Origin of the sequence: Massilia eburnea, assembly GCF_009720745.1 — a bacterium.
GTDB lineage: Bacteria > Pseudomonadota > Gammaproteobacteria > Burkholderiales > Burkholderiaceae_D > Rugamonas > Rugamonas eburnea.
Genome location: NZ_WNKX01000005.1, coordinates 132,671 through 157,502, shown reverse-complemented (window position 1 = coordinate 157,502; position 24,832 = coordinate 132,671). Strand labels below are relative to the sequence as shown.

The window sequence follows — 24,832 nt, the reverse complement described above, 5'->3', positions numbered from 1 at the left end:
AATCGAATGAACAATCCGCCATTTTACCTCAAGACCACCCTTCCGAACGAGGTGTCGGTACGCGGGCCGGCGGCCTTGGGCGCAATGCCAAAACGACAAGTTTGCAGCCAATTCACCGCATCGCGCACCACCACCGGATCGAAGCGGGCCAATTCCGGCACGATGCGCTGCGGCTTGCCTTCAGCGTCGACCAGGAAGCGCAGTTTGACATAGGCGCGGTGATCGACTTGCCGGTCAAAGTCGTCGTAGCGCAGGAAATGCGATGACGGGGCACAAGTCCCCGGCAGAAGCTTGGGCCGCAGCGGCGCCGGACCTTCCAGCGTCCACGCATATTGAATGGGGAATTCGACGCCCTCGCGCGCCGCATCCAGCCCCGGCTTGAAACGGCAGCGCGCCAAGCCTGCCAGCGCCGCCTGGTCGAGGATGCTCCAGCCGCTGCCCTGCTTCACCTGCGCGTTACGCACGGCGCCGTCCAGTCCAATCTGGAATTGCAGCGTGGTGGAGCCTTCGATTTCGTAGCGCAGGGCTTCGCGCGGCCATTCGGGCGCGGTGCAGCTGGCCGGCGTAGCCAGCGACTGATAGGGGAATGTACTGGCCCCGGCCAGCGCAATCAACAGCGGCAGCATCTCAGAGTTCCGCCAGTGCCTTCACATGGGCGACCACGCTGCGGCCAAGCGCGGACAGGTTGTAGCCGCCCTCCAGGCAGCTGACGATGCGGCCTTGCGCGTGCTGGCGCGCCACTTCCATCACCTGCTGCGTCATCCAGGCGTAATCGGCCTCCACCAGGCCCATGCCGCCCAGATCATCTTCGCGGTGCGCGTCGAAACCGGCGGAGATGAAGATCATCTGCGGCCTGAAGGCATGCAGCGCGGGCAGCCACTTTTCCTGCACCAGCGCCCGCACGGTGTCGCCTTTGGAACCCGCAGGCACCGGCACATTCACGCGGTTCGGCGTCTCCGGCAGCACTTCGCAATACGGGTAGAACGGATGCTGGAAGAAGCTGACCATCAACGCGCGCGGTTCGTTCAGTAACGCCTCCTCGGTGCCGTTGCCGTGGTGGACGTCGAAGTCGACCACCGCCACGCGCTCCAGGCCGCGCACGTCGAGTGCGTGCTTGACGGCGATCGCTACATTATTGAACAGGCAGAACCCCATCGGCTCGGTGGGACGCGCATGGTGGCCCGGCGGGCGGACCGCGCAAAAGGCATTGTCGATCTCGCGGTCGATCACCGCATCGGTAGCCGCAATCGCCGCGCCGGCCGCGCGCCGCGCGGCATTCCAGCTGTGGGCATTGAGCGAGGTATCGCCATCGATCGGGTAGTACTCGCCGGCGGCCGGCAGATGGTCGCGCACGATGGCGATGGCGTTGGCGGTGTGGTTGCGCGCGATCGACTCCACCTCGGCCAGCGGCGCATCGCGGTGTTCCAGCAAGTCGTCGATGTGGGCGTTGATCATCTGGTCTGCAATGGCTTGCAGGCGCGCCGGGCATTCGGGATGCCAGTCGCCCATCTCGTGGCGCCGGCAGTCGGGATGGCTGTAAATAGCTGTGCTCATGAATCGCGTTCTCGCATAGAATGCGTCTAATCTACCACGCGGCGGGATGAGACCCCAAACCATGTATACCAAATTGCACGCCGTCGCAGCCCAGGTCGGCCAGGTCATCGTCGGCAAGGAATTGCAGGTGCGCCAGTCGCTGACCTGCCTGCTGGCCGGCGGCCACTTACTGCTGGAAGACTTGCCGGGGGTCGGCAAGACCACGCTGTCGCATGCCCTGGCGCTGTCGCTGGGCCTGCAATTCAACCGCATCCAGTTCACCAGCGACCTGCTGCCGGCCGACGTGGCCGGCGTGTCGATCTATGAACGCGAGCTGAACGCTTTCACCTTCCATCCCGGCCCGATCTTCACGCAAGTGCTGCTGGCCGACGAGATCAACCGCGCGACGCCGAAGACCCAGTCCGGGCTGCTGGAAGCGATGGAAGAGCGCCAGGTTTCCGCCGATGGCGTCACGCGTCCGCTGCCCGAACCATTCTTCGTGATCGCGACGCAGAACCCGACCCACCAGGTAGGCACCTTCCCGCTGCCGGAGTCGCAGCTGGACCGTTTCCTGATGTGCATCTCGCTCGGCTATCCCGACGCCGCCGCCGAACGCGCGCTGCTGATGGGCGAAGACCGCCGCCAGATGCTCAAGCACCTGCCGCCGTCCATGACGCCTGCCGAATTGTCGGCCGCCCAGCAATCGCTGCGCCAGATCCACGCCTCTCCCGCCCTGATCGATTACGTCCAGGCGCTGGCGCAAGCGTCGCGCCAGAACGGTTTCTTCGCCGAAGGCCTGAGCCCGCGCGCCGCGCTGGCCCTGCTGCAGGCGGCGCGCGCCTGGGCCGCGCTGGAAGGGCGCGACCATGTGATGCCGGAAGACGTGCAAGCCGTGCTGGTGCCGGTGTGCGCGCACCGCCTGCGTCCACTCAAGTCTTCGCACGGCACCGCGCTGGCCAGCCGCGACCTGGTGCTGCAGCTGCAAAAGTCCGTCCCGGTTTAAGGCCATGTTTGCCGCGACGCGGAGATGGCTGCAAGGCTGGATCTTCCAGCTGAAGGAAAAGGAACCGGGCGAAGTGCAGCTGGTAATGCGCCGCGTCTTCATCCTGCCCACCAAAGCCGGTATCGCCTTCGTCGGCCTGCTGCTGATCATGCTGATCGGCTCGGTCAACTACAGCCTGGGCCTGGGTTTCGTGCTGACCTTCTTCACCGGTTCCTGCGCCCTGGTCGATATGTATTTGACGGCCAAGAACCTGGCCTTCCTGCGCCTGGCGCCGGGCCGCTCGCAGCCGGTGTTCGCGGGCGCCGAGGCCCAGTTCGAACTGTATTTGCGCAACGACACACCGCGCGACCGCTATGCCGTCTGGCTCGGGTTCCAGGACGAAGGCGAGCCGCGCCAGGCGGTCGACGTCGCCTCCGGCAGCAGCGCCACCGTGATCCTGTCGCGCCCCACCAGGGAACGCGGCTGGCTGACCGCCCCGCGCGTGCGCCTGTTTTCACGCTTCCCGCTTGGTCTGTTTGGCGCCTGGGCCTATTGGCAGCCGGACCTGAGAGTGCTGGCCTACCCGCTGCCCGAAGTGGCGCCGCCGCCCCTGCCCACCAGCGGCGCCGCGCGCGAAGACGGTTACGGCACCGTGGGCCTGGATAATTTCTCCGGCATCCGCAACTACCAGCCGGGCGACCCGATGCGCCACCTGGCGTGGCGCCAGATCGCGCGCCTGCATCCTGCCGATGGCGGCAACCTGGTCAGCAAGCATTTCGAAGGCGGTGCGGTGTCCGACCTGCTGCTGGACCTGAACGCCCTGCCGCCCCTGCTCGATATTGAACTGCGGCTGTCGCGCCTCGCTGCCTGGGTGCTGGAAGCGGAACGGCGCGCCCTGCCCTACGCCCTGGACGTCGGCCACCGCAAAATCGCGCTCGGCCTGGGCGAACTGCATTGCGCCGACTGCCTGCGCGCCCTGGCCCTGTACGGCAAGGAGGACCCATGATCGCCGGCATCGCCAGGCTGGCCGGCCCGCTGACACGCGACAAGTCGGACACCCTGCTGTTGCTGCTGGCGTCGGTGCTGGTGCTGCTGCCCCACTTCGGCCATTTGCCGCTGTGGACCTCCGCCACCATTTGCCTCAGCCTGCTCTGGCGCGCAGCCGTCACCTTGCGCGGCAGCCGCCTGCCGCCATTGTGGCTGCTGCTGCCCGTCTCAGTGCTGGCGATGGGCGGCGTCTACCTGAACTTCCACACCCTGCTCGGACGCGAAGCGGGCGTCACCATGCTGTCCTTGCTGCTCACCTTCAAGCTGCTGGAAATGCATGCGCGGCGCGACCTGTTCGTGGTGATCTTCCTCTCCTTCTTCCTGCTGCTGACGAACTTCTTCTACTCGCAATCGATCGCCACCGCTGCGGTCATGGTCGTGACGATCATCGTGCTGCTGGCGGCCCAGATCACCTTCCAGTACACGGGCCATGTGCCGCCACTGGCCACGCGCCTGAAGCTGGCCGGCCGGGTCTTCCTCGTCGCCGCACCGCTGGGCGTGCTGCTGTTCATTGGCTTTCCGCGCATCCAGGGTCCGCTGTGGGGCTTGCCTGGCGACGCAGGCGGCGGCAAGAGCGGCATGTCCGACAGCATGTCGCCCGGCTCCATGACCAGCCTGGCCCTGTCGGAAGAAGTGGCCTTCCGCGCCAAGTTCAGCGGCGCCGCACCGCTGCAGCAGCAGTTGTACTGGCGCGGGCCCGTGCTGAGCCGCTACGACGGCCGCACCTGGTCGCGCATCGGCGAACTGCAATCGCCGCGCCAGCTGGCGCTCCTGCAGCGGCAGATCGCCTATGCCGGCCCATCCTATCCCTACGAAGTGACACTGGAACCGGGCCGCCGGCAATTCCTCTTCATGCTCGAGCTCAGCGAGCCGGTGTTCAGGATCGAAGAGGCCAGTCCCTCTTACACCAGCGAGCTGGAACAGCTGGTGCAGGCCGCCAGCGACAAGCGCCTGCGCTACGACAGCGTGGCCCATCCCGCCTATGTTGCGCAAACGCAGCTGGCGCCCGAAACGCTGCAAACCTGGCTGCAGCTGCCACAGGGATTCAACCCACGCACCTTGCGCTACGCCGCACAGATCCAGGCCCTGCGCGAAGAGAAAGGCGACGCCGCCGCCATCGCCGCCGTGCTGTCCAATTTCCGCGACCACTTTGAATACACGCTGGAACCCGACCGGCTGGGCCGCGACGGTGTCGACGAATTCCTGTTTGATACGCGCAAGGGCTTTTGCGAACACTTTTCCGGCGCCTTCGTCTACCTCATGCGCGCAGCCGGCCTGCCGGCGCGCGTGGTGAACGGCTACCAGGGCGGAGAGTTCAATCCCGTCGACGGCTACTACACCATTCGCCAGTCCGACGCCCACGCCTGGAGCGAAGTCTGGCTTGGCGACAAGCGCGGCTGGACGCGCTTCGACCCGACCGCCGCCGTAGCGCCGGAACGCATCCGCAGCAGCCTGTCGCAAACCTTGCCGCAAGCAGCGCCATTCGGCTTGCAAGGCTTAGCCAACCTGGCGCGCGACCAGGGTTCCTGGCTGGCGAAACTACGTTTTGGCATCAGTGCGGTCAATAATGCGTGGAACCAATGGATCCTCGATTACAATCCCAACAGGCAGGAGAATTTCCTCAAAGAACTGGCCACCGCCTTTGGCGACTGGCGCTTGCTGGCCGCCCTGGTGGCCTGCGCCGTGCTGGCATGGCTGGCCAGGCAGCGCTGGACCTGGCGCGTGCGCGATCCCGTCGATACCGCCTACCTTGCCTTCTGCCGCCAACTGGCGCGGCATGGCCTGTCGAAGGCGCCGGACGAAGGGCCGCTGGGCCTGTCGCAACGCGTGCGGCAACTTAATTTGCCACGCGAGAAAATAGCTGCCATGACCGCATTCCTGGAGCTGTATGGCGCGCTCAAATACGGCGCGCCGTCAGCGCACAAAGATAACCCAGTCGCACGGCTGAAAAGTTTGCTGAAGCAATCCCGATGACATTCTTAAAGAAACTCCCCCCCACCCTGCTGGCCATGGCTTGCCTTGGCATTGCCCTGCCGCCCGCCGCCGATGCGGCTGCGCGCAAGCCGGCCAAAGTCAAGAAAGCCCCGAAGAAGCCCGCCATCGATTACGAAGGCGAGTTCGTCAACTTCGGCCAATGGAAAGAAGTGCAGCAATTCATGGGCGACCTGGAACAGAAAGATGGCGTGCCCCTCGCCGACAGTGAAAAACTGTTTCTCGAACTGCGTTATATCGACGCCGCCGTGCAGCTGATGAAGCCCGCGCCGCCAGGCAAGCCGAAGAACTGGCAAGCCTACAGCGCCCGCTTCATCGAGCCGAAACGCATCGCCGCCGGCGTCGAGTTCTGGAACGCCAACCGCGAAGCACTGGCGCGCGCCGAAGCACAATACGGCGTGCCGGCGGAAATCATCGTCGGCATCCTCGGCGTGGAAACCATCTATGGCCGCGACATGGGCAAGTTCCGCGTGCTCGACGTGCTGGCCACGCTGGCCTTCGCCTACCCGCTCACACCTAACCGCGATGCGCGCATGGAATTCTTCCGCAGCGAACTGGAAGCGACCATCGTGGCGGCGCGCCAGGCCGGCTTCGACCCGCTGTCGCTGGTGGGCTCCTACGCCGGCGCGGTCGGCATGCCGCAATTCATGCCAGGGAATATCTACAAGCTGGGCGTGGATTTCGATGGCGACGGCAAGGTCGACTTGCGCAATTCTCCCGCCGATGCGATCGGCAGCGTGGCCAACTTCCTGGTGGCGCATGGCTGGAAGCGCGACGACCCGCCGACGCTGGCCTATCCAGCCACAGTATCGCCCGAGCGGGCCTGGGAAAAATACATCGGCACCGGACTGGAAGCGCAATACAGCGCCGAAGCCTTGCTGGCCGACGGGGTGCATCCGGCCGTCGACTTGCCGCCCGGCCTGTACGGCCTGGTCGATTTGCAAAACGGCTCGGAGCCGACGGAATACTGGGTTGGCAGCAATAACTTCTTTTCAATCACTCAGTACAACCGAAGTTATTTCTATGCCATGTCGGTGGTCGAACTGGGGAAAGCGGTAAAGCTTTCATTGGAGGAAACGATGTAACGGGTTGTAACTTGTGTGATAAGCAAGAGAACGGAATTACCATAACACAAAAATTCAGGTAGAATTCTCTCAGAATGTTGCGATAGGACAACGCGTTTCGAGAGCAATATACTATTTTTTGTTGCACGCAAGTACTGCTGACCGCACTGTTGTACAATTGTGTATATATTATGAAACTTGTTAAACAGGAATCCGTTTGCGGATTGAGGGTCGTTAGCAGGACAACTTTAGAGAAGGAACAGAGGACATGACCAACCAAGTCGGTAATGATATGAACAACGAGTCGGAAGGCGATGATCTGCTGCAGTACAATCCGAATCGCCTGCTCGACACCCTGATCGAAAACCTGCGCCTGAAGAACGATGCGGCCCTGTCGCGCGCTCTGGAAGTAGCGCCGCCTGTGATCTCCAAGATCCGCCACCACCGCCTGCCGGTTGGCGCTTCGCTGCTGATCCGCATGCACGAGGTTTCCGACCTGAGCATCCGTGACCTGCGTTACCTGATGGGTGACCGTCGCAACAAGTTCCGCATCAGCGACAAGCAGTTCAAGCCAAAAGAAGGCGCCGGCGGCTCGACCGAAAACAAGGGCTGATTGCAGTCATTGTTTTACCCTCCCCGCCCGGGGAGGGTGAGCACTGCTTTGCTCAAGCCGGGAACACCCCGGTCGACAGGTAGCGGTCGCCGCGATCGCAGACGATGAACACGATCGTCGCGTTCTCCACTTGCTGCGAAATGCGCAGCGCAATCTCACAGGCGCCTGCTGCCGAAATCCCGCAGAAGATGCCTTCCTCCGCAGCCAGCCGGCGCGCCATGCGCTCCGCAGCCGCTTGCGACACGTATTCCACCTGGTCCACGCGCGCCTTGTCGTAAATCTTCGGCAGATAGGCTTCCGGCCATTTGCGGATGCCCGGGATGGAAGAACCCTCTTCCGGCTGCGCGCCGATGATACGGATATCCTCGTTCTGCTCCTTGAGGAACTGCGACACGCCCATGATGGTGCCGGTGGTGCCCATGGCGGAAACGAAGTGCGTCACGCGGCCTTCGGTGTCGCGCCAGATTTCCGGACCGGTGGTTTCGTAGTGCGCGCGCGGATTGTCGCCATTGGCAAACTGGTCGAGGATGATGCCCTTGCCGTCCTTCTGCATCTGGTCCGCCAGGTCGCGCGCATATTCCATGCCGCCGGTCTTCGGCGTCAGGATGATGTTGGCGCCGTAAGCGGCCATGCTCATGCGCCGCTCTTCGCTCAGGTTTTCCGGCATCAGCAGCACCATCTTGTAGCCGCGGATGGCAGCAGCCATGGCCAGCGCGATGCCGGTATTGCCGCTGGTCGCTTCAATCAGGGTATCGCCCGGCTTGATCTGGCCGCGCTCCTCGGCACGGCGCAGCATCGACATGGCGGCGCGGTCCTTGACCGACCCCGCCGGATTGTCGCCTTCCAGCTTGCCCAGGATGATGTTGCCGCGGGCGGCCGCTTCGGCGCCAGGAATGCGCACCAGCTGCACCAGCGGGGTGTTACCGATGGTATCGGCGATTGTCTTGTATGCCATGTTTCCTGCTTTGCGTTTGTTCTGTCAAACGGCCATTCTATCCGCTTCGGCGGCGAGCTGCAGTGACATGAATACATATCCCAGGCTTTCGCCGTCGATGCGGAACATATCAGCGATCTCGCCGGTCTGGACGAAACCGCATTTGCGGTACAGCGCCTGCGCCGGCACATTGCCCGCCAAAACTTCGAGGTCGATCCATGCGAGGCCCTGTTCACGCGCCCAGGCGGCAGCCGTCGCCACCAGCGCCGCACCCAGGCCGTTGCGGCGCGCGGCGCGGTGCACACCCATGCCAAGCAGGCAGCGGTGGCGCGCCGGCGCCTCGGGACGCGAACGCAGGTCGATATGGCCAATGATCTCCCCTTCGCGCACGGCGACCCACACACGGCGCCAGCCCTGCTGCCCGAAGCTGGCCTGCAAGCCAGTGCTGAAGCCATTCGCCTTCTCCGGCGGGAAGCCGGCGCTGGTGCGCGGCATCGGCTGGAACAAGGGCGCGCCATCGCGCCCGTTATCGAGCAGGTGGTCGTTCAGGTAATGGAAGAAGCTGGCCAGTTCTTCGAATTCGAGCGGCCGGATGATAAAGGTCATGGCAAATCATATCAGGGCGTCGAATTGCTTTAAACTACATTCATTACGACAGGAGTACCATCCCATGAGCGATACAGAAGTCATCTCCATTCCGTCCAGTCTGGAGAGCCGCCGGCACCAGGTCAACCCGGTGCTGACCGAGCAGGAAATCAAGCGCCTGCACCGTTTTGGCACGGTGCGCCAATATGCGCGCGGCGTACGCATTCTCGAAGCGGGCCACACCTGTTTTGGCTTGATCGTTCAGCTGAAAGGCACCATCACCATCTGCAAATACGATGGCCTGGGCAATTCCGAATTTTTGGCCGAACACGGGCCAGGCGAATTTACCGCAGAGGTATCGCAGCTGTCGGGCCGCCCCTCCCTGGTCAACGCTACGGCGAAAGACGATGTCGAGGTGCTGGAAGTGACGCCGGAAAACCTGCGCGCCCTGGTGATTGCGGAAGCGGAACTGGGCGAGCGCATCGTGCGCGCCCTGATCCTGCGCCGTGTGGGCCTGCTGGAGCGCGAAGGCGGCGGCCTGGTGCTGGTTTCGCCGCCGGGCAATGCGGCCCTGTTCCACCTGCGTTCCTTCCTGAGCAGCAATGGCTACCCTTACCGCATCCTCGATCCGAAAGATGACGAGCAGGCGCAAGCCCTCTGCGAGTACTACCAGCCTGGCCCGGACGACTGGCCGCTAGTGGTGTGCCCGGATGGCGTGGTGAAGATGAACCCGAGCAATGCGGAAATCGGCTACTGCATTGGCCTGCTGCCCGATATCGATACCGAAAAACTGTGGGACGTGGTCGTGGTCGGCGCCGGTCCCGCCGGCCTGGCGACCTCGGTGTACGCCGGCTCGGAAGGCTTGTCCGTGCTCGCACTGGAGCAGCGGGCCTACGGCGGCCAGGCTGCGGCCAGTGCACGCATTGAAAACTATCTCGGTTTCCCGACCGGTGTCTCCGGCCGCGCACTGGCGGGCCGCGCCTTCGTGCAGGCACAAAAATTCGGTGTGGAAGTCGCCATACCCGCGCCGGCCACACGCCTGCTGTGCGACAGCTGGCCCTTGCGCGTGGAGATTGCGGGCGGCCAGATGGTGCGCGCCAAGACCGTGGTGCTGGCCAGCGGTGCGCGCTACAAGCGCCCTGGCCTCGACAACATCGGCGAATTCGAAGGACGCGGCATCTACTTCTGGGCCTCCCCCATCGAGGCCAAGCTGTGCAAGGCGGAAGAAGTGGTGCTGGTCGGCGGCGGCAACTCCGCCGGACAAGCGGCCGTCTTCCTCTCGGGCCACGCATCCAAGGTGCATATGGTGATCCGCGGCGACGGCCTGAAGGCCACCATGTCGACCTACCTGATCGACCGCATCAAGGCCACGCCGAACATCGAGCTGCACACGCATACCGAAATCGTGGCGCTGGAAGGCAACGACGACGGCCTGTCGCGCGTGACCTTCCGCTGCAAGGATACCGGCGCCATCGACAGCTGCGACGTTTGCCGCCTGTTCCTGTTCATCGGCGCCGACCCGAACACGGCCTGGCTGGCCGACTGCGGCGTAGAGGTGGATGCGCAAGGCTTCATCCGCACCGGCTTCGACGCGGTCAAGGACCAATGCCGCGCCAAAATGACGCTGGCCGACGCACCGCAGCGCGCGCCGCTGGAGACCAGCGTGCCGGGCGTGTTCGCGATTGGCGACGTGCGTTCGGGCTCCACCAAGCGCGTTGCCGCAGGCGTGGGCGAAGGCGCGGCCGTGGTATCGCAGATCCACGCCTTCCTGGCCAACCTGCCGGCCGAACAAGCCGTCTAAAGCCCCAGCGCGATCCCGGCGATCGCCAGGCTGTTGTTCACGCAATGGCAAGCCCAGGCCGCAGCAAATGCGCGGCCTGGGCCCTGCTTCCGGAAATGAAGGTAGATTGCCGCCAGCACCGCGCCAAACACGAAGGTGATGGCGCCTTGCAGCGCACCGCCGCCACCGAGCATATGCCCGGCGCTGAAGAGAGCTGCACTGGCAAACAGGCTGACCATCGAAGGCGCAGCTAAGCGCTGCATAAGCTCGATTGGCAGCCACTGGGCCACAGCAGTCTCAAAGACTGGAGCCCAGATACTTCCCATGAAGGCAATCAGCCACAAATTATTTGTCGCGAGCATCGCGTCCGCCGCTACCGCTTGGTCGGCCGGCGGCGTTCCGACGAGCAGCGTCAGTAACAGCTGCCCTGCAACAAAGGACGCCAGTCCTGCAAGACCGCCTGCCAACACCGGTTGCCGTGACAGGCGGGCCAGCGTTGCGTGCATCTAGCGCAGCGGCGTCGGGTAGCTGGCGGGGCTAGCGTTGCCGTCCTTGTCGATCGCCTGGATGCCGAAGAAGAAGTTGTCCTTCGAGAGGCTGATCTTGGCGTCGGTCACGTTGCCGACGAACAGGCTGGCCTGCCAGTCGGCGGCGCCGCTCTCGCGCCATACGATGCGGTAGCCGGCAATGTCCGGCTCCTTGTTCGCTTGCCAGACAAAGGCCGTATCGTTTTCCAGCTCCTTGGTGCGCACCTGCACCTTGGCCGGCGCGGCGGGCGCATTGGCCAGGGTCGCCAGGGCCGCGGCATTCACGCGCGCCACCTGGGCGATGTAATTGAAGTCGTCGAATTCGGGCAAATCGCCGTACACCTTGCCATTCTCGGTGCGCAGGTTCTGGTGCTGGTGGCTGAAGTCTTCCGCCGGCTCGGTGAAGCGCAGGGCCGCATAACCCTTCTCCAGGAAAGGCATGTGGTCGCCGCCGCGCAGGTAACGGTCACGGCGCTGGATCACGTTCACCTTGAAGCCGGGCACGTAGCGTTCGCCCTGCTCTTTCACATGGCGCGCCAGCTGGCGCGACAAAGAATCATTCTCCCCGCCGGTAGACACCAGCATGCGCGTCGTCTCGCTGGTCTCCTTCTCGACCGGCAGGCCCTCGGCGAACAGGCGCACCGACTTGCCGTTGCTGTTGCCATGTTCGTCGTGCGAGCTGCCGATGATGTCGTTGGTGAACATGCCGGCGATATTGACGCCTTTCGCCTTCGCCTGCTCCGCATAATGGCGCGCACCAAGCAAGCCCTGCTCCTCGCCGGCGACGGCCATGAAGACCAGGGTGGCGTCGAATTTGTACTTGGCCATGACGCAGGCCATTTCCATCACCGCCGCGGTGCCGGAAGCGTCGTCATTGGCGCCGGGAGCGTCATTCTTTGCATCCATGATGTCGCTGTTGCGCGAGTCATAGTGGCCGCTGACCACATAAACGCGGTCTTTTGATTCGGCTTGCGCGCCAGGCAGCGTTGCGACCACGTTCACCACTTCGGTCGGGCGGCTGATGCGGGCGGAGACCGGCGCGATATGGCTGTCGAAAGCCACTTGCAGCCTGCCCGCGCCGCAACGCTCCATCTCAGACTTGATCCAGCGCCGCGCGGCCCCAATGCCGACCGTGTCGGATTCGGTTTCCGACATGGTGTGGCGCGTCTTGAAGCTGACCAGCTTGCGGATATTGGATTCAATGCGTTGCGCGGAAATTTCGCCGACGATCTTGTCGACTTGCGGCTGGTGGCGGTCTGTGTCCGGCGCGGCAGCGAAGGCGCTGGAAGCGGCCGCAGCGATTGCCGCGGCCAGCAGGGTGTATTTGGAATAAGCCATCTTGTGAGCAGGCGCCCCTAGTCATTTGTGCCTCATCTTAACGAAAGGCGACGCCCGCAGCAATGGCTTACTTCCAAGGCTTATTTCTTCTTCATGCTCTCTTTATGCGGCGCCGCGCTGTCGAGGGGTTTGCCATTCACCGTCAGCCCGGCTTCCGACAGCTTGGCGGCATTCTTGCCGCCGATGCCTTTGACGCGCTGTTCCAGGTCGGCCCAATCCTTGAACTCACCTTTTGCACGTTCGGTCATGATGGCCTTGGTCTTGGCCGGGCCAATGCCCTTGATGCTATCGAGTGCGGCCGCATCGGCCTTGTTGACGTCAACCTGGGCGAACGCCATGCCCATGCAAGCCACCAGCGTGGCGACGGCGAACAGCAGTTTCCTGATCATGATTGCCTCCAAATGTGGACACGAGAAGACCTCGTGCCGACACAACGTCCCGCGCGCCGGCCCGCTGACACGGGCTGCGCGGGATTTGAGGCAGATCAATCAACGTACAACTAATTCCACACGACGGTTCTTTGCGCGGCCCTCATCGCTGGCATTGCTGGCCACTGGCGCCATGTTCGCCACACCCTTCGGCAACATCCGGTTGGCGGGAATGCCGTACTTGGACGCCAGCGCATCGGCCACCGCCTGCGCGCGCTTCTGGGACAGGGCCAGGTTGGCTTCGAACTCGCCCTGGTCGTCGGTATGGCCGACGATAAAGACTTTCATCTTGGGCTGCGCCTGCAATGCCTTGGCCATCTGTTCCAGCTGCTCGCTGGACTGCTCGCGGATGACGGCCTTGTTGGTATCGAAGGTCACGCCGTACAACGCCACCTTGCCATCGCGCTGCAATCCTTCCTGGATGGCGCGCGTATCAACGGTGACCTTACCGCCCTCCATCACGGCAGGCTCGACGATCTGCACGAACTGGCGCACGCGCTGGAATTCAGGGAAGTCGGTCAAGCCGACCTGGACATAGGTATTGCCGCCCGGACCAGGCTTGACCGCGCTGATCAGGTGGAAGCGCGGCTGGTTGGCGCTGTTGAACATATTGGAGACCAAAGGATTGAATTCCTTCCAGTTCGCCTCGCGCGGCCACTCCTGCACCAGGCGCTGCGTGTTGGCCTTCTCACATTGATCGGTCTCGCAGGCATAGAGTGTCTTGAAGCCGGCTGCGGTCAAAGCCTGCTGGTAGTTGCGGTAAACCTCCAGCGCGCTACGGCCTTTCGGACCCCAGTAGAAGCGGTTGGCGGTCTTGCCCTCCACCTTGCGCAGCACCGGCTTGCCGGCCTCGGTATCGACGATTTGTGCCGGCCCCAGGTTCTCGCCGCCGAACATATAGAGCATCGAGCCCTCATAGCGGTGTAGCAAAGGATGGTCGCTGCCGCCGGCGATATCTTTGCTGAAATTGGGTTGGGCGTTTGCTTGGATCGAAATGGCGGCAAGGACAGCGAGGAGATAGGCGCGCATGGCAATCGTCGGTGGTTGATCGAATTGCCAATATAACAAAGAAGCTCCGCTTGCCGCGCCGGTAATCAGATGCCAGATTTACCACAAAATTAGAAATTGCGATGGCGCAACTAAAGATGTCCTGCCATACTTGAATTTTTGGCAATTTCAATCACCAATGCGCTCCTTGCATACCCTTAAATCCGAACTGCTGCGTATGGCGCTTTATGCCGTGCTGGCACTGGCCCTTGTCCCGACGGTCACCCTGCTTTTCAGCGGACATGTACTGAAAACCTGGGACCGTCAATTTATCGAAGCCATTGACGGCGACTTACGCAAGTCTGGCGAATCGGCGGCGGAACGCGAGCAAGTCCTAGCCCGCTTTCGCGCCAATCCGCCATCCACCGTGTGCGGCAACAATGATCCGGCGCTGGCGGACTACCGGGCCCGCGCTTGCGATCCGTGGGGCGACCAGTGGCAGTTCTACTGGGCGCACACGATCTCCAAAGCCATGCTGTTCTGGGGAGCCGCCGTGGCCGCAGTCATCGCCGCGCTATGCGTGGCCGCCCAACGCGACCGCGACGCCCAGTACCGCAGCCTGCTGATCGGCTGGCGCCTGCTGTCGTGGTCTGGCGCGGTTGAAGTGGTGGTACAGAATGCGATGCTGGCCTGGCTCTCGTTCTGGCTCACGGCCTGGTACCTCGAAAGGTATTCGGTCAAGCTGGTAATGCTCACTGGCATTGGCGCCGCTGCTGCCGCAGTGGTAGCCGTGGCCCAGATTTTTGCACGCACCAAATGGAAGTTCGAAGTCGAAGGTGAACTTGTGCGCGAACAGGATGCGCCGGCATTGTGGCAGCGCGTGCGCAACCTGGCCCAGACGCTGGGCACCGAACCGCCACGCCAGATCATCGGCGGCATCGATACCAACTTCTTCGTCACGGAAAGCCCGATCACGCTGGCCAAAGGGACTGTCGACGGGCGCAGCCTGTTCGTCAGCCTCCCGCTGCTTCGCGTGCTGGACCAGCGCGAAGCAGACGCCGTGCTGGCGCACGAACTTGCGCACTTCAGCGGCGGCGACACCGAACGCAGCGCAAAACTCGGCCCTGCGCTGTCGCAGTTCGACGGCTACATTGGCGCCATGCGCGGCAAGGTGATGACGCTGGTCGCCTTCTACCCGCTGATCGTGTACCGCACCGCACTGGAACTGGGCCTGATGCGCGAAAGCCGCGCACGCGAATTCCTGGCCGACCGCGCTGCCGCGCAGGCGGTTTCCGGACGGCCGCTGATTTCGGCACTGATCAAGATTTCCGCCTACGGCAACTATCGCGGCCAGATTGAAGAAGAGCTGTTCCAGCGCGGCGAACGCCATGAAGGTGAAATCGGCATTTCGGCCTACGTTGCGCAAGGCCTGAAGCCTTTCGCCTACTCCGACAAATTCCAGGATGCGATGGACGGCGCCAACATCCCGCACCCATTCGACTCACACCCCAAGCTGACCGAACGCATGGAGAATGTCAGCAGCCCGATTCCCGCCAAGCTGTTTGGCGCCGTCGTGGCGACCGAGGTGACGGCGAGCTGGTACAGCGAGATCCTGAACGCAGCCGACATCGAGAGCCGCCTCTGGAGCGCCTACGAATCACGCTTCGCCCAGGCGCATGAGCACGTGCTGGCCTATCGCTACCTGCCATCGAATGAACAGGAGCTTGCCATCGTATTGAAGTACTTCCCGCCACAGGATTTCGGCGCGGTTGCGGTAGCGTATGACGGCGTCACCGTCGCCAAGGACCAAAGCAATTACGGCTGGGACCAGATCAAGGGCATCAATTACGAAGACGGCTACGGCGGCGACGTGCTGAAGCTGACGGTGAAAGACCCAGGCAGCGGCAAGACCTCAACGAAGAAGGTGAAGCTGCCCGGCATCAAGCCCCACCGCGAACTGCTGAAGCAAACGCTCGGCGGCTACCGTCACCGGCACCAGGTCTCGCGCCAACAATCATAAAAGTCGGCGGAAGAAAAAAAGGGGACGTAACACATTTTCGGCTTTGCCGAAAATGTGTTACGTCCCCTTTTTTTCTTCCGCCCCCGAACTTTAGGCGAATAGTTCGTCGCGGGTGACGGTGGCGGTGCCGAGCTTGCCGACCACGATGCCGCCGGCGCGGTTGGCGGTTTCCACCGCTTCCTGCCAGCCGGCGCCGGAGCCCAGCATGGCGGCCATGGTGGCGATCACGGTGTCGCCGGCGCCGGAGACGTCGAACACTTCGCGGGCGCTGGCCTGGACGTTGAAGATGCCGCTGTCCGTGAACAAGGTCATGCCCTCTTCCGATCGGGTCAGCAGCAGTGCGTCCAGCGACAACTCTGCGCGCAAGTTCTGGGCTTTGGTGACCAGCTGTTCTTCGCTGCTCCAGCTGCCGACGATGCGCTTCAGTTCCGATTTGTTCGGGGTCAGCACGGTGGCGCCTTTGTAGGGCGAGAAGTCGTCGCCTTTCGGGTCGACCATCACGATCTTGCCGGCCGCGCGGGCGGTGGCGATCATTTCTGCGACGTCGACCAGGCCGCCCTTGTTGTAGTCGGACAGCACGATCACGTCGTATTCCGGCAGCAGGGTCTTGAACTGCACCAGCTTGTTACGCAGCACCGATTCGCTTGGCGCTTCTTCAAAGTCGATGCGGACCATCTGCTGCTGGCGGCCGATCACGCGCAGCTTGATGATGGTGGAGATGGCGTTGTCGTGCTTCAGGTAGCTGTGGATGCCGCCGCCTTGTAACAGCTGCTCTACTTCGGCGCCTGCTTCGTCGGCGCCGATGATGCCGAGCAGGCCGGCGTGCGCGCCCAGTGCGGCTGCATTACGTGCGACGTTGGCGGCGCCGCCCAGGCGGGCTTCGCGGCGTTCGATGCGTACCACGGGAACCGGGGCTTCCGGCGAGATGCGGCTGACGTCGCCGAACCAGTAGCGGTCGAGCATGACGTCGCCGGCGACGAGGATGCGTACTTTGTCGAGTGCGGGTGCTTTGCTCATGGTCTTAATTCATTACGTTGAGTTCTTCGGTGCGGCGCGGCGGGTAGGAATCCCAGCGGCTGCAGCCCGGGCAGTGCCAGTAGAACTGGCGCGCTTTGAAGCCGCAGTGGCTGCATTGGTAGCGGGCCAGCTTTTGCGTGTAGCCGTGCACCAGGTTCTTGACCATCGACAGCTCGGACAGCACCGAGGCCGGGGCATCCATCATGCGCGCTTCCAGCAGCTTGTCGAGGCCGAGCAGGGTTGGAGTGCGGCGCAGTTCATCGATCACCAGCTGCTTGGCGGTTTCCACGCCTTCCAGCTCGATGACGGCCTTGAACACCACTTCCAGCAGGTCGATCGAGGACGCTTGCTCGAGGTAGGATTTCAGCAGGCTGACGCCTTCCTGCGGGCGGCCTACCTTGCGGTAGCCATCCATCAGGCGCGTTGCCACCAGCGCGGTGTGCGGTACGGATTGCTGTTCGACGCGGCGCCACATCATCAGCGCGGCTTCGGTGTCGCCCTTGGCCAGCAAGGCGTCGCCGCACAGGATGGTGGCGCGTACGCTGGCGCGGTCGGCGTGCAGGGCTTTTTCCAGCAACAGTTCCGCTTCTTCGGGCTTCATGTGAACCAGCGCGTCCTGCGCCAGCTCGCAATAGAACTGGGAGATCTCTTTCTGGCGCGAGCCGGCGCCGGCGTCCTGCAGCGCGACGGCTGCATCGATCGCGCGCTGCCATTCTTTTTCGCGCTGGTAGATCTCGAGCAGGGCTTTGCGGCCTTGCACGGCGTAAGAGGTATCGAGCAGGCGGGTGTAGGTTTCTTCGGCGCGGTCCAGCAGGCCGGCTTTCAGGTAATCCTGGCCCAGCTCATATTCGGCGTGGGCGCGCTGCTCGGCCGGCAGGTCGGGCCGCGACAGGAGGTTCTGGTGTACGCGGATGGCGCGCTCCGTTTCGCCGCGGCGGCGGAACAGGTTTCCCAGTGCGAAGTGCATGTCGGCCGTTTCGGGATCGAGCTTGACGATCTCGATGAAGGAGTCGATCGCCTTGTCCGGCTGGTCGTTCAGCAGGTGGTTCAGGCCGCGGAAGTAGCCGCGCGGCAGGGTGCGCGATTCGGATACCACGGCGCGGATATCGACGCGGGCGGCGATCCAGCCCAGGGTGAAGAAGGCTGGGATGCCCAGCAGCCACCAGAATTCAAATTCCATATTTTTCTTATTGCTGGGTGTTGATGCTGTCCGGCATAGGGCGCTCGTTCACTTGCATGGCGGCGCTTTGCAGGGATTGGATGGTGGATTTCTGCTTGTTCGATTCGCGGCGCTGGCGGAACAAGGTTGGGGTGAGCGCAAGGATGCACAGGGCGGCGCCGGCGACGAAGAAGGCCAGCAGCATCAGCACCAGAGGGCCGCGCAGCTCGTAATTCAGGAACAGGTGCAGGTCGACTTCCTGCGTGTTTTTCAGGGCAAAACCAAAGAACAGGACAAACAGGACAACGCCGAAGGCGGTTGAAATAAATTTCATTCTCGGTTCCTATCTTTTTAAACCCGGTAAACCTGGGTCAGGCACAAGTGCCTGACCCTGTACGGTCTCGCAGCCGCAGGCCGCTGATCAGACAGGGGCTGACCCTCGGGTCAGACCCAGGTTTACCGGGTTTAAAACAACAAAAAAAGGGGCAGGCAAATGCCCGCCCCTTCATTCTACTTTGCCGGAGACTCAGTCCTCAATGATCGGTTGCCCGACCATCGCATCGACCCGCTCGCGCAGCTGCTTGCCAGGCTTGAAGTGCGGCACCCGTTTTTCAGGGACCATCACCTTGTCGCCGGACTTGGGATTGCGCCCAATGCGTGGCGGCCGCGAATTCAGGGCAAAGCTGCCAAAACCACGGATCTCGATGCGCTGGCCGTCGGCCAAGGCGTTGGTCATCGCATCGAGGATGGTCTTGACGGCATACTCCGCATCTTTAGCCACCAGCTGGGAGTAACGCTCAGCCAGTCGGTTGATCAATTCGGACTTAGTCATCTAAGTGCTCGGTAGATTAGTTCTTGTTGTCGAACTTAGCTTTCAGCAGCGCGCCCAGGCTGGTGGTGCCGGAAGCGGCGCTGGAATCAGCGGCCATCTTCGACATCACTTCAGCAGTTTCTGCGTTGTCTTTAGCTTTGATCGACAGCTGGATCGAACGTGCCTTGCGATCGATGTTGATCACCAGGGCTTCCACGGAATCGCCAACCTTCAGGTGGGTGCCGGCATCTTCCACGCGGTCGCGGGAGATTTCGGAAGCGCGCAGGTAGCCTTCAACTTCTTCGGACAGGGCGATCACGGCGCCTTTTGGCTCAACCGACTTAACGGTACCGGTGACCAGGGAGCCCTTGTCGTTCATGGCTGCGAAGTTGTTGAATGGATCGCCTTCCAGTTGCTTAACGCCCAGGGAAACGCGCTCACGCTCAACGTCGATTGCCAGAACCACGGCTTCCAGTTCGTCACCTTTCTTGAACTTGCGTACGGCTTCTTCGCCGGACTCGGTCCAGGACAGGTCGGACAGGTGCACCAGGCCGTCGATGTTGCCTGGCAGGCCGATGAACACGCCGAAGTCGGTGATCGACTTGATTGCGCCTTTGACCTTATCGCCCTTCTTGTGGGTCATGCCGAAGTCGTCCCAAGGGTTGGCCTTGCACTGCTTCATACCCAGGGAGATACGACGACGCTCTTCGTCGATTTCCAGGACCATGACTTCAACTTCGTCGCCCAGTTGAACGACTTTGTTAGGAGCCACGTTCTTGTTGGTCCAGTCCATTTCGGACACGTGAACCAGGCCTTCGATGCCCTGTTCAACTTCAACGAACGCACCGTAGTCGGTCAGGTTGGTGACTTTACCGAACAGGCGGGTGCCTTGTGGGTAACGACGGGACAGACCGGTCCAAGGATCGTCGCCCAGTTGCTTCACGCCCAGGGACACACGGTTCTTCTCTTGATCGTACTTCAGGACCTTGGCGGTGATTTCCTGGCCAACGGTCAGGACTTCGGATGGGTGACGTACACGACGCCATGCCAGGTCGGTGATGTGCAGCAGGCCGTCGATGCCGCCCAGGTCAACGAACGCACCGTAGTCGGTGATGTTCTTGACGACGCCGGTTACCACGGTGCCTTCTTTCAGGGTTTCCATCAGCTTCTGACGCTCTTCGCCCATCGAAGCTTCGATGACGGCGCGGCGGGACAGAACCACGTTGTTGCGCTTGCGGTCCAGCTTGATAACCTTGAACTCGAGGGTCTTGCCTTCGAATGGGGTGGTGTCCTTGACTGGACGGGTGTCTACCAGCGAACCTGGCAGGAAAGCACGGATGCCGTTGGTCAGAACGGTCAGGCCGCCCTTGACTTTGCCATTGACGGTACCAACGACGATCTCGCCGGATTCCATTGCTTTTTCCAGTGCCAGCCACGATGCCAGGCGCTTGGCCTTGTCACGGGACAGGATGGTATCGCCGAAACCATTTTCCAGCGATTCGATGGCCACGGAAACGAAGTCGCCTACTTTGACTTCCAGTTCGCCTTGGTCATTCTTGAATTCTTCAACAGGAATGAAAGCTTCCGATTTCAGGCCTGCGTTGACGATCACAAAGTTGTGGTCCAGACGCACGACTTCAGCGGAGATCACTTCGCCAGAGCGCATGTCTTGACGCGACAGGGACTCTTCGAAGAGGGCTGCAAAACTTTCCATTATTTATTTCCAGGTTAGCCAGTAAGGCCCGCACTATGCGGCTTCAACTGGGTTGAGGGTTGAACAAAAACAGCTATTTATTTATGGGCAGCGGCCCACCATTTCAACACCTGCTCGGTCGCTTCATCAGCGTTCATGGCAGACGTATCGAGGAGGTACGCACCCTCTGCCGGCGCCAGCGGCGCAATGGCCCGGTTCATATCCCGGTCGTCGCGCGCTTTCAAATCCATCAGCAGGTCTTGCATACTAGCAGAAATTCCCTTTCCGATCAATTGCTTATAGCGGCGATCGGCACGCGCTTCCACAGAGGCGGTCAAAAACACCTTCAGCTGGGCGTGCGGGAAGATGACGGAGCCCATGTCGCGGCCGTCTGCGACCAGGCCTGGTGTCTTACGGAAACTCAGTTGCAGGCCGTACAGGGCTTGCCTTACCGCCGGCAGGGCGGCGATTTTTGATGCTGTATTGCCAACTTCTTCGGCGCGGATGGCGTCGGTGACGTTTTCTTGCGACAAATAGATGGCGTCGCCGGCGAAATGGATGTTGAGGTGCTCGGCCAGCTTGGCCAGGGCGTGCTCGTCGTTCAGGTTGGTTTCGCGGCGCAGCGCCTGCAGCGCGGTCAGGCGGTACAGGGCGCCGGAATCGAGGAGGTGGAAGCCAAGCTTGTCCGCGACCTTGTGGGCCACGGTGCCCTTGCCGCTAGCGGTCGGGCCGTCGATGGTGATGACTGGGATGTTCGATGTTGGCATAAATTTAATTTAGACCCGGTAAACCTGGGTCAGACCCAAGGGTCTGACCCAGTCCGCGGCGCTGGCGGTAGCGGGTCTGGTTGGCTAAAAGTTAAACGCTACCACGCTTCGCGATCGACGCGAACGCGGAAAAATACTCAGGGAACGTCTTCGCGACGCATTTTGGATCATTGATGCGCACCTTGGCGCCCTGGCGGATGTATCCATCCAGCGATGCCAGCGAGAAGCACATCGCCATGCGGTGGTCATCATAAGTGTCGATGGCGGCCGGCTGCAACACGGCAGGCGGCGTCACGGACAGCCAGTCAGCCCCCTCCTCCACCGTCGCGCCCAGTTTGCGCAGCTCAGTCGCCATGGCGGACAGGCGATCAGTCTCCTTCACGCGCCAGGACGCGATATTACGCAAGGTTGTGGTGCCCTCGGCATACAACGCAGCCACGGCAATCGTCATCGCGGCATCCGGAATATGGTTGAAGTCCATATCAACCGCCTTCAGCGGACCGGAAGCGCTGGCCTCAATCCAGTTATCGCCCATGACGATGGTTGCGCCCATCTGCTCCAGCGCCTGCGCAAAGCGCACATCGCCCTGGATCGATTCGCGGCCCACGCCCTGCACCCGCACCGGGCCACGGCCAATCGCGCCGGCAGCAAGGAAATAGGAGGCGCTGGAAGCGTCGCCTTCAACGTGGATGATGCCAGGGCTCTTGTAGGTCTGCCCGGCTGGAATGGTGAACGAAGACCAGCCATCCTGCTCGACCACACCGCCAAAGCGGCGGATCAGGTTCAGGGTGATCTCGATGTAAGGCTTGGAAATCAGCTCGCCTTCCACGTCGATGGTCACGGCATGTTCGCGCGCCATCAGCGGCGCCACCATCAGCAGCGCGGTCAGGAACTGGCTCGAGACATCGCCGCGCACGGACAGGCGCTGCGACTTGAACTCGCCGCTGCGGATGTGCAGCGGCGGGTAGCCCTTGTTCAGCGTGTATTCGATGTCGGCGCCGGCGGCGTTCAGGGCGTCCACCAGGTCGCCGATCGGACGCTCGTGCATGCGCGGCACGCCATGCACCTTGTAGTCGCCGCCGATCACGGCCAGGGCTGCGGTCAGCGGGCGGATCGCGGTGCCGGCATTGCCCATGAACAGGTCGGCGGTGCGCAGCGGCCAACTGCCCTTCACGCCTTTCACGACGTGCACGGTGCTTTCGCCTTCGCGGTGTTCGGCCCACTCCACGCCCAGCGAGCGCAGTGCGGCCAGCATCACGGCGGTATCGTCCGACGCCAGCAGGTCGATGACGCGCGTCTCGCCTTCGGCCAGAGCGGCCAGAAGCAGGATGCGGTTGGAGATGGATTTCGAGCCTGGCAGGCGCACCGTGCCCTCGGCGCGGGCGACCGGCAGCAGGTCGAGGTAATGCGGATAATCAGTCATGCGTGTTCCTTATTCTGCCGCCGCGTCTTTCGGCAGCGGCGGCTCAGCCGCCTCGATGGTCTCGATCCATTGCCGGCGCGCGCGCTGGGCGTTGGCATAGGTAGCTTCAAGGGCGGCGGCGTCGCCAGCGGCCAGGCTGGCGCGCAAACGGGTTAATTGTGCCAGATATGCATCCAGCTCAGTCAGGAGTGCGGCCTGGTTGGCGAGGCTGATGTCGCGCCACATTTCAGGCGAGCTGCCGGCGATGCGGGTGAAGTCGCGGAATCCGCTGGCAGCATATTGGAACAGCAAATCCGAGTGGGGCTTGCGCTCGATGTCGTCTACCAGCGCGTAGGCCAGCAGGTGGGGAAGATGGCTGACGGCGGCGAACACCTTGTCGTGATCTTCCGGGGTCAGGGTGTGGATGATGGCGCCGCAAGCCTTCCAGGCGGCGGCCACGCGGTCCACGGCGGCGGGGTCGTTCTCGGCCAGGGGCGTGAGGACGGTTTTTTTGCCTTTGTACAAGTCGACGATGGCGGCGTCGGGGCCGTTGGTTTCGCGGCCGGCGATGGGGTGGCCGGGGATGAATTGCCTGACCCGCTCGCCCATGACGGCGCGGGCTGCCGCGACCACGTCGGTTTTGGTGCTGCCGGCGTCGGTGACGATGGTGGTGGCGTCGAGGTGGGGCAGGATCGATTGCAGGATGCGGGCGGTTTGCGCGACTGGTGCGGCCAGCAGGATCAGGTCGGCGCCGGCGATTGCTTCCTCAAACCCGGTAAAGCCGGGTCTGACCCAAGGGTCAGACCCATGGACTGCGGCGGTTGCGGACTGGGGTCTGACCCTTGGGTCTGCCCCAGGTTTACCGGGTTGGGCGGCAGAGTCGATGATGCCCAGCTCGAGGGCCCGGGACAGGAATGCCTGCGACCGATCGACGCCGACGATATGCTTAACAACGCCAGCCTGCTTCAGCGCCCGCGCAAACGAGCCGCCGATCAGGCCAACGCCAAAAATAACAACCTTATTAAGCACGGTCCTCCGCCAGCGCCTTGCGCAGCGCAGTAATCAGCACCGCATTTTCCTGCGGCAGGCCGATGGAAATACGCAGCCACTGCGGCAGGCCGTAGTTCCCCACCGGACGCACGATCACTCCCTGCTTCAGCAGCGCCAGGTTGATGCGCGCGCCAGCCGCGTCATCATTACCGACGCGCACCAGCACGAAGTTGCCGTACGAAGGCACATACTCCAGCCCCATATCCTTGAACGCCTCAACGAACTGCTCGTAGCCGGCAGTATTGTTGGCCGCCGACTTGTCCAGGAATTCCTTATCGTTCAGCGCCGCAATCGCAGCCGCCTGCGCCAGCGAGTTCACATTGAACGGCTGGCGAATACGGTTCATCAGGTCGGTCACTTCCGGTTGCGCCAGCGCGAAGCCCACGCGCAGGCCGGCCAGGCCGTACGCCTTGGAGAAGGTGCGCGACACCAGCAGGTTCGGATATTTCTTGACCCATGCAGCGGACTCGTACTGGTCTTCCTTCTTCAGGAACTCGTTGTAAGCCTCGTCCAGCACCACGACCACGTTGGCGGGCACCTTCTGCAGAAAGGCCTCGATCTCGGCGCCGGTGACGAAGGTACCGGTCGGGTTGTTCGGGTTGGCGATGAACACCAGCTTGGTGTCCGCTTCAATCGCGGCAGCCATCGCATCCAGGTCGTGGCCATGGTTCTTGGCCGGCACCACGATGTGGCGCGCGCCGATGCCCTGGGTCGCCAGTGCGTACACGGCGAAGGAGTATTGCGAGTACACCACGGACTGGCCGCGCTCAACGAACGCGTGTGCAGCGATTTCCAGGATGTCGTTGGAGCCGTTGCCCAGGGTGATCCAATCCATCGGCACGTCGTAGCGCTTGGACAGCGCCATTTTCAGGTCGAAGGCGTTGGCATCCGGGTAGCGGCCCAGTTCAGCGGCGGCAGCGGCCATGGCCTTCTGCGCAGATTCCGGCACGCCGAACGGGTTTTCGTTCGATGCCAGCTTGACGATGGACTCTTCTTTCAGGCCGAACTCGCGCGCCACTTCGGAGATAGGCTTGCCAGCCTGGTAAGGGGCGATTGCGCGAACGTATTCAGGGCCGTAATTCTTGGACATGGATCTAATCTCT

At 62.5% G+C, this 24,832-nt stretch carries 24 protein-coding genes; 7 read left to right on the top strand and 17 right to left on the bottom strand.

Translation table 11 applies throughout. From position 1 onward, the window contains the following. Nucleotides 1-23 precede the first annotated feature (23 nt). Complete coding sequence (locus GM658_RS08530) at nucleotides 24-626, bottom strand: energy transducer TonB (RefSeq protein ID WP_155453591.1); 603 nt, start codon at nucleotides 624-626, stop codon at nucleotides 24-26. A gap of 1 nt (nucleotide 627) precedes the next feature. After that, complete coding sequence (locus tag GM658_RS08525) at nucleotides 628-1,554, bottom strand: histone deacetylase family protein (RefSeq protein WP_155453590.1); 927 nt, start codon at nucleotides 1,552-1,554, stop codon at nucleotides 628-630. Between the two features lie 61 nt (nucleotides 1,555-1,615). On the opposite strand from GM658_RS08525, the gene GM658_RS08520 reads away from it, so the two are divergent. From GM658_RS08520 to GM658_RS08500, 5 genes are all read left to right on the top strand, one after another. Next, entirely contained in the window at nucleotides 1,616-2,536 is a 921-nt protein-coding gene (locus tag GM658_RS08520) for an AAA family ATPase (RefSeq protein ID WP_155453589.1), read from the top strand. 4 nt (nucleotides 2,537-2,540) lie between these two features. Then, complete coding sequence (locus GM658_RS08515) at nucleotides 2,541-3,521, top strand: DUF58 domain-containing protein (RefSeq protein ID WP_155453588.1); 981 nt, start codon at nucleotides 2,541-2,543, stop codon at nucleotides 3,519-3,521. After that, nucleotides 3,518-5,536: a transglutaminase TgpA family protein gene (locus GM658_RS08510; protein ID WP_155453587.1), complete on the top strand. Its 2,019-nt coding sequence runs from the start codon at nucleotides 3,518-3,520 to the stop codon at nucleotides 5,534-5,536. The genes GM658_RS08515 and GM658_RS08510 overlap by 4 nt, the downstream gene beginning before the upstream one ends. After that, on the top strand, nucleotides 5,533-6,639 hold the full coding sequence (mltB, locus tag GM658_RS08505) for a lytic murein transglycosylase B (RefSeq protein WP_155453586.1): 1,107 nt from the start codon (nucleotides 5,533-5,535) through the stop codon (nucleotides 6,637-6,639). Before GM658_RS08510 ends, mltB begins: the two co-directional genes overlap by 4 nt. Before the next feature lie 247 nt (nucleotides 6,640-6,886). Then, the gene (locus GM658_RS08500) at nucleotides 6,887-7,231 is read left to right on the top strand and encodes a hypothetical protein (protein WP_130314953.1); all 345 of its coding nucleotides are present in this window, start codon (nucleotides 6,887-6,889) and stop codon (nucleotides 7,229-7,231) included. A gap of 52 nt (nucleotides 7,232-7,283) precedes the next feature. Here GM658_RS08500 and cysM read toward each other — a convergent pair whose 3' ends face one another. Continuing rightward, the gene (gene cysM, locus GM658_RS08495) at nucleotides 7,284-8,186 is read right to left on the bottom strand and encodes a cysteine synthase CysM (RefSeq protein WP_155453585.1); all 903 of its coding nucleotides are present in this window, start codon (nucleotides 8,184-8,186) and stop codon (nucleotides 7,284-7,286) included. 24 nt (nucleotides 8,187-8,210) lie between these two features. After that, complete coding sequence (locus tag GM658_RS08490) at nucleotides 8,211-8,771, bottom strand: GNAT family N-acetyltransferase (protein ID WP_155453584.1); 561 nt, start codon at nucleotides 8,769-8,771, stop codon at nucleotides 8,211-8,213. A 64-nt stretch (nucleotides 8,772-8,835) separates the two neighbouring features. Between GM658_RS08490 and GM658_RS08485 the strand changes: the two genes are divergently transcribed. Continuing rightward, nucleotides 8,836-10,551 (top strand): FAD-dependent oxidoreductase, encoded by a 1,716-nt coding sequence (locus GM658_RS08485; protein ID WP_155453583.1) that lies wholly within the window; start codon nucleotides 8,836-8,838, stop codon nucleotides 10,549-10,551. Here GM658_RS08485 and GM658_RS08480 read toward each other — a convergent pair. The 4 genes from GM658_RS08480 to GM658_RS08465 all read right to left on the bottom strand — a co-directional run bounded on the left by GM658_RS08480 (nucleotide 10,548) and on the right by GM658_RS08465 (nucleotide 13,852). Continuing rightward, nucleotides 10,548-11,036: a type II CAAX prenyl endopeptidase Rce1 family protein gene (locus GM658_RS08480; RefSeq protein ID WP_155453582.1), complete on the bottom strand. Its 489-nt coding sequence runs from the start codon at nucleotides 11,034-11,036 to the stop codon at nucleotides 10,548-10,550. The genes GM658_RS08485 and GM658_RS08480 overlap by 4 nt on opposite strands. Then, the gene (locus tag GM658_RS08475; protein ID WP_155453581.1) at nucleotides 11,037-12,395 is read right to left on the bottom strand and encodes a M20/M25/M40 family metallo-hydrolase; all 1,359 of its coding nucleotides are present in this window, start codon (nucleotides 12,393-12,395) and stop codon (nucleotides 11,037-11,039) included. It lies immediately after the preceding gene. 80 nt (nucleotides 12,396-12,475) lie between these two features. After that, nucleotides 12,476-12,784: a ComEA family DNA-binding protein gene (locus GM658_RS08470; protein ID WP_155453580.1), complete on the bottom strand. Its 309-nt coding sequence runs from the start codon at nucleotides 12,782-12,784 to the stop codon at nucleotides 12,476-12,478. Nucleotides 12,785-12,883: 99 nt separating this feature from the next. Next, the gene (locus tag GM658_RS08465) at nucleotides 12,884-13,852 is read right to left on the bottom strand and encodes an OmpA family protein (protein ID WP_155453579.1); all 969 of its coding nucleotides are present in this window, start codon (nucleotides 13,850-13,852) and stop codon (nucleotides 12,884-12,886) included. Nucleotides 13,853-14,018: 166 nt separating this feature from the next. Between GM658_RS08465 and GM658_RS08460 the strand changes: the two genes are divergently transcribed. Continuing rightward, the gene (locus GM658_RS08460; protein ID WP_170298734.1) at nucleotides 14,019-15,830 is read left to right on the top strand and encodes a M48 family metallopeptidase; all 1,812 of its coding nucleotides are present in this window, start codon (nucleotides 14,019-14,021) and stop codon (nucleotides 15,828-15,830) included. Nucleotides 15,831-15,920: 90 nt separating this feature from the next. On the opposite strand, the gene rfaE1 is transcribed toward GM658_RS08460, so the two are convergent. The 9 genes from rfaE1 to hisC form a co-directional block, all read right to left on the bottom strand. Beyond that, nucleotides 15,921-16,847: a D-glycero-beta-D-manno-heptose-7-phosphate kinase gene (gene rfaE1 / locus GM658_RS08455; protein WP_155453577.1), complete on the bottom strand. Its 927-nt coding sequence runs from the start codon at nucleotides 16,845-16,847 to the stop codon at nucleotides 15,921-15,923. A gap of 4 nt (nucleotides 16,848-16,851) precedes the next feature. Then, nucleotides 16,852-18,027 carry a lipopolysaccharide assembly protein LapB gene (lapB, locus tag GM658_RS08450; protein ID WP_155453576.1) on the bottom strand — a complete coding sequence of 392 codons (1,176 nt, stop codon included), beginning with the start codon at nucleotides 18,025-18,027 and terminating at the stop codon, nucleotides 16,852-16,854. A gap of 7 nt (nucleotides 18,028-18,034) precedes the next feature. Beyond that, nucleotides 18,035-18,340 (bottom strand): LapA family protein, encoded by a 306-nt coding sequence (locus tag GM658_RS08445; RefSeq protein ID WP_155453575.1) that lies wholly within the window; start codon nucleotides 18,338-18,340, stop codon nucleotides 18,035-18,037. Nucleotides 18,341-18,532: 192 nt separating this feature from the next. After that, entirely contained in the window at nucleotides 18,533-18,838 is a 306-nt protein-coding gene (locus GM658_RS08440; RefSeq protein WP_028100433.1) for an integration host factor subunit beta, read from the bottom strand. A 16-nt stretch (nucleotides 18,839-18,854) separates the two neighbouring features. After that, nucleotides 18,855-20,531: a 30S ribosomal protein S1 gene (gene rpsA / locus GM658_RS08435; RefSeq protein WP_155453574.1), complete on the bottom strand. Its 1,677-nt coding sequence runs from the start codon at nucleotides 20,529-20,531 to the stop codon at nucleotides 18,855-18,857. A gap of 77 nt (nucleotides 20,532-20,608) precedes the next feature. Further along, nucleotides 20,609-21,277 (bottom strand): (d)CMP kinase, encoded by a 669-nt coding sequence (cmk, locus tag GM658_RS08430; RefSeq protein ID WP_155453573.1) that lies wholly within the window; start codon nucleotides 21,275-21,277, stop codon nucleotides 20,609-20,611. A 91-nt stretch (nucleotides 21,278-21,368) separates the two neighbouring features. Then, nucleotides 21,369-22,700: a 3-phosphoshikimate 1-carboxyvinyltransferase gene (aroA, locus tag GM658_RS08425; RefSeq protein ID WP_155453572.1), complete on the bottom strand. Its 1,332-nt coding sequence runs from the start codon at nucleotides 22,698-22,700 to the stop codon at nucleotides 21,369-21,371. A gap of 9 nt (nucleotides 22,701-22,709) precedes the next feature. Further along, nucleotides 22,710-23,708, bottom strand: a complete 999-nt coding sequence (locus GM658_RS08420) for a prephenate dehydrogenase (RefSeq protein ID WP_170298733.1) — start codon at nucleotides 23,706-23,708, stop codon at nucleotides 22,710-22,712. Next, nucleotides 23,701-24,819 (bottom strand): histidinol-phosphate transaminase, encoded by a 1,119-nt coding sequence (hisC, locus tag GM658_RS08415; RefSeq protein WP_155453570.1) that lies wholly within the window; start codon nucleotides 24,817-24,819, stop codon nucleotides 23,701-23,703. The genes GM658_RS08420 and hisC overlap by 8 nt, the downstream gene beginning before the upstream one ends. Nucleotides 24,820-24,832 lie beyond the last annotated feature (13 nt).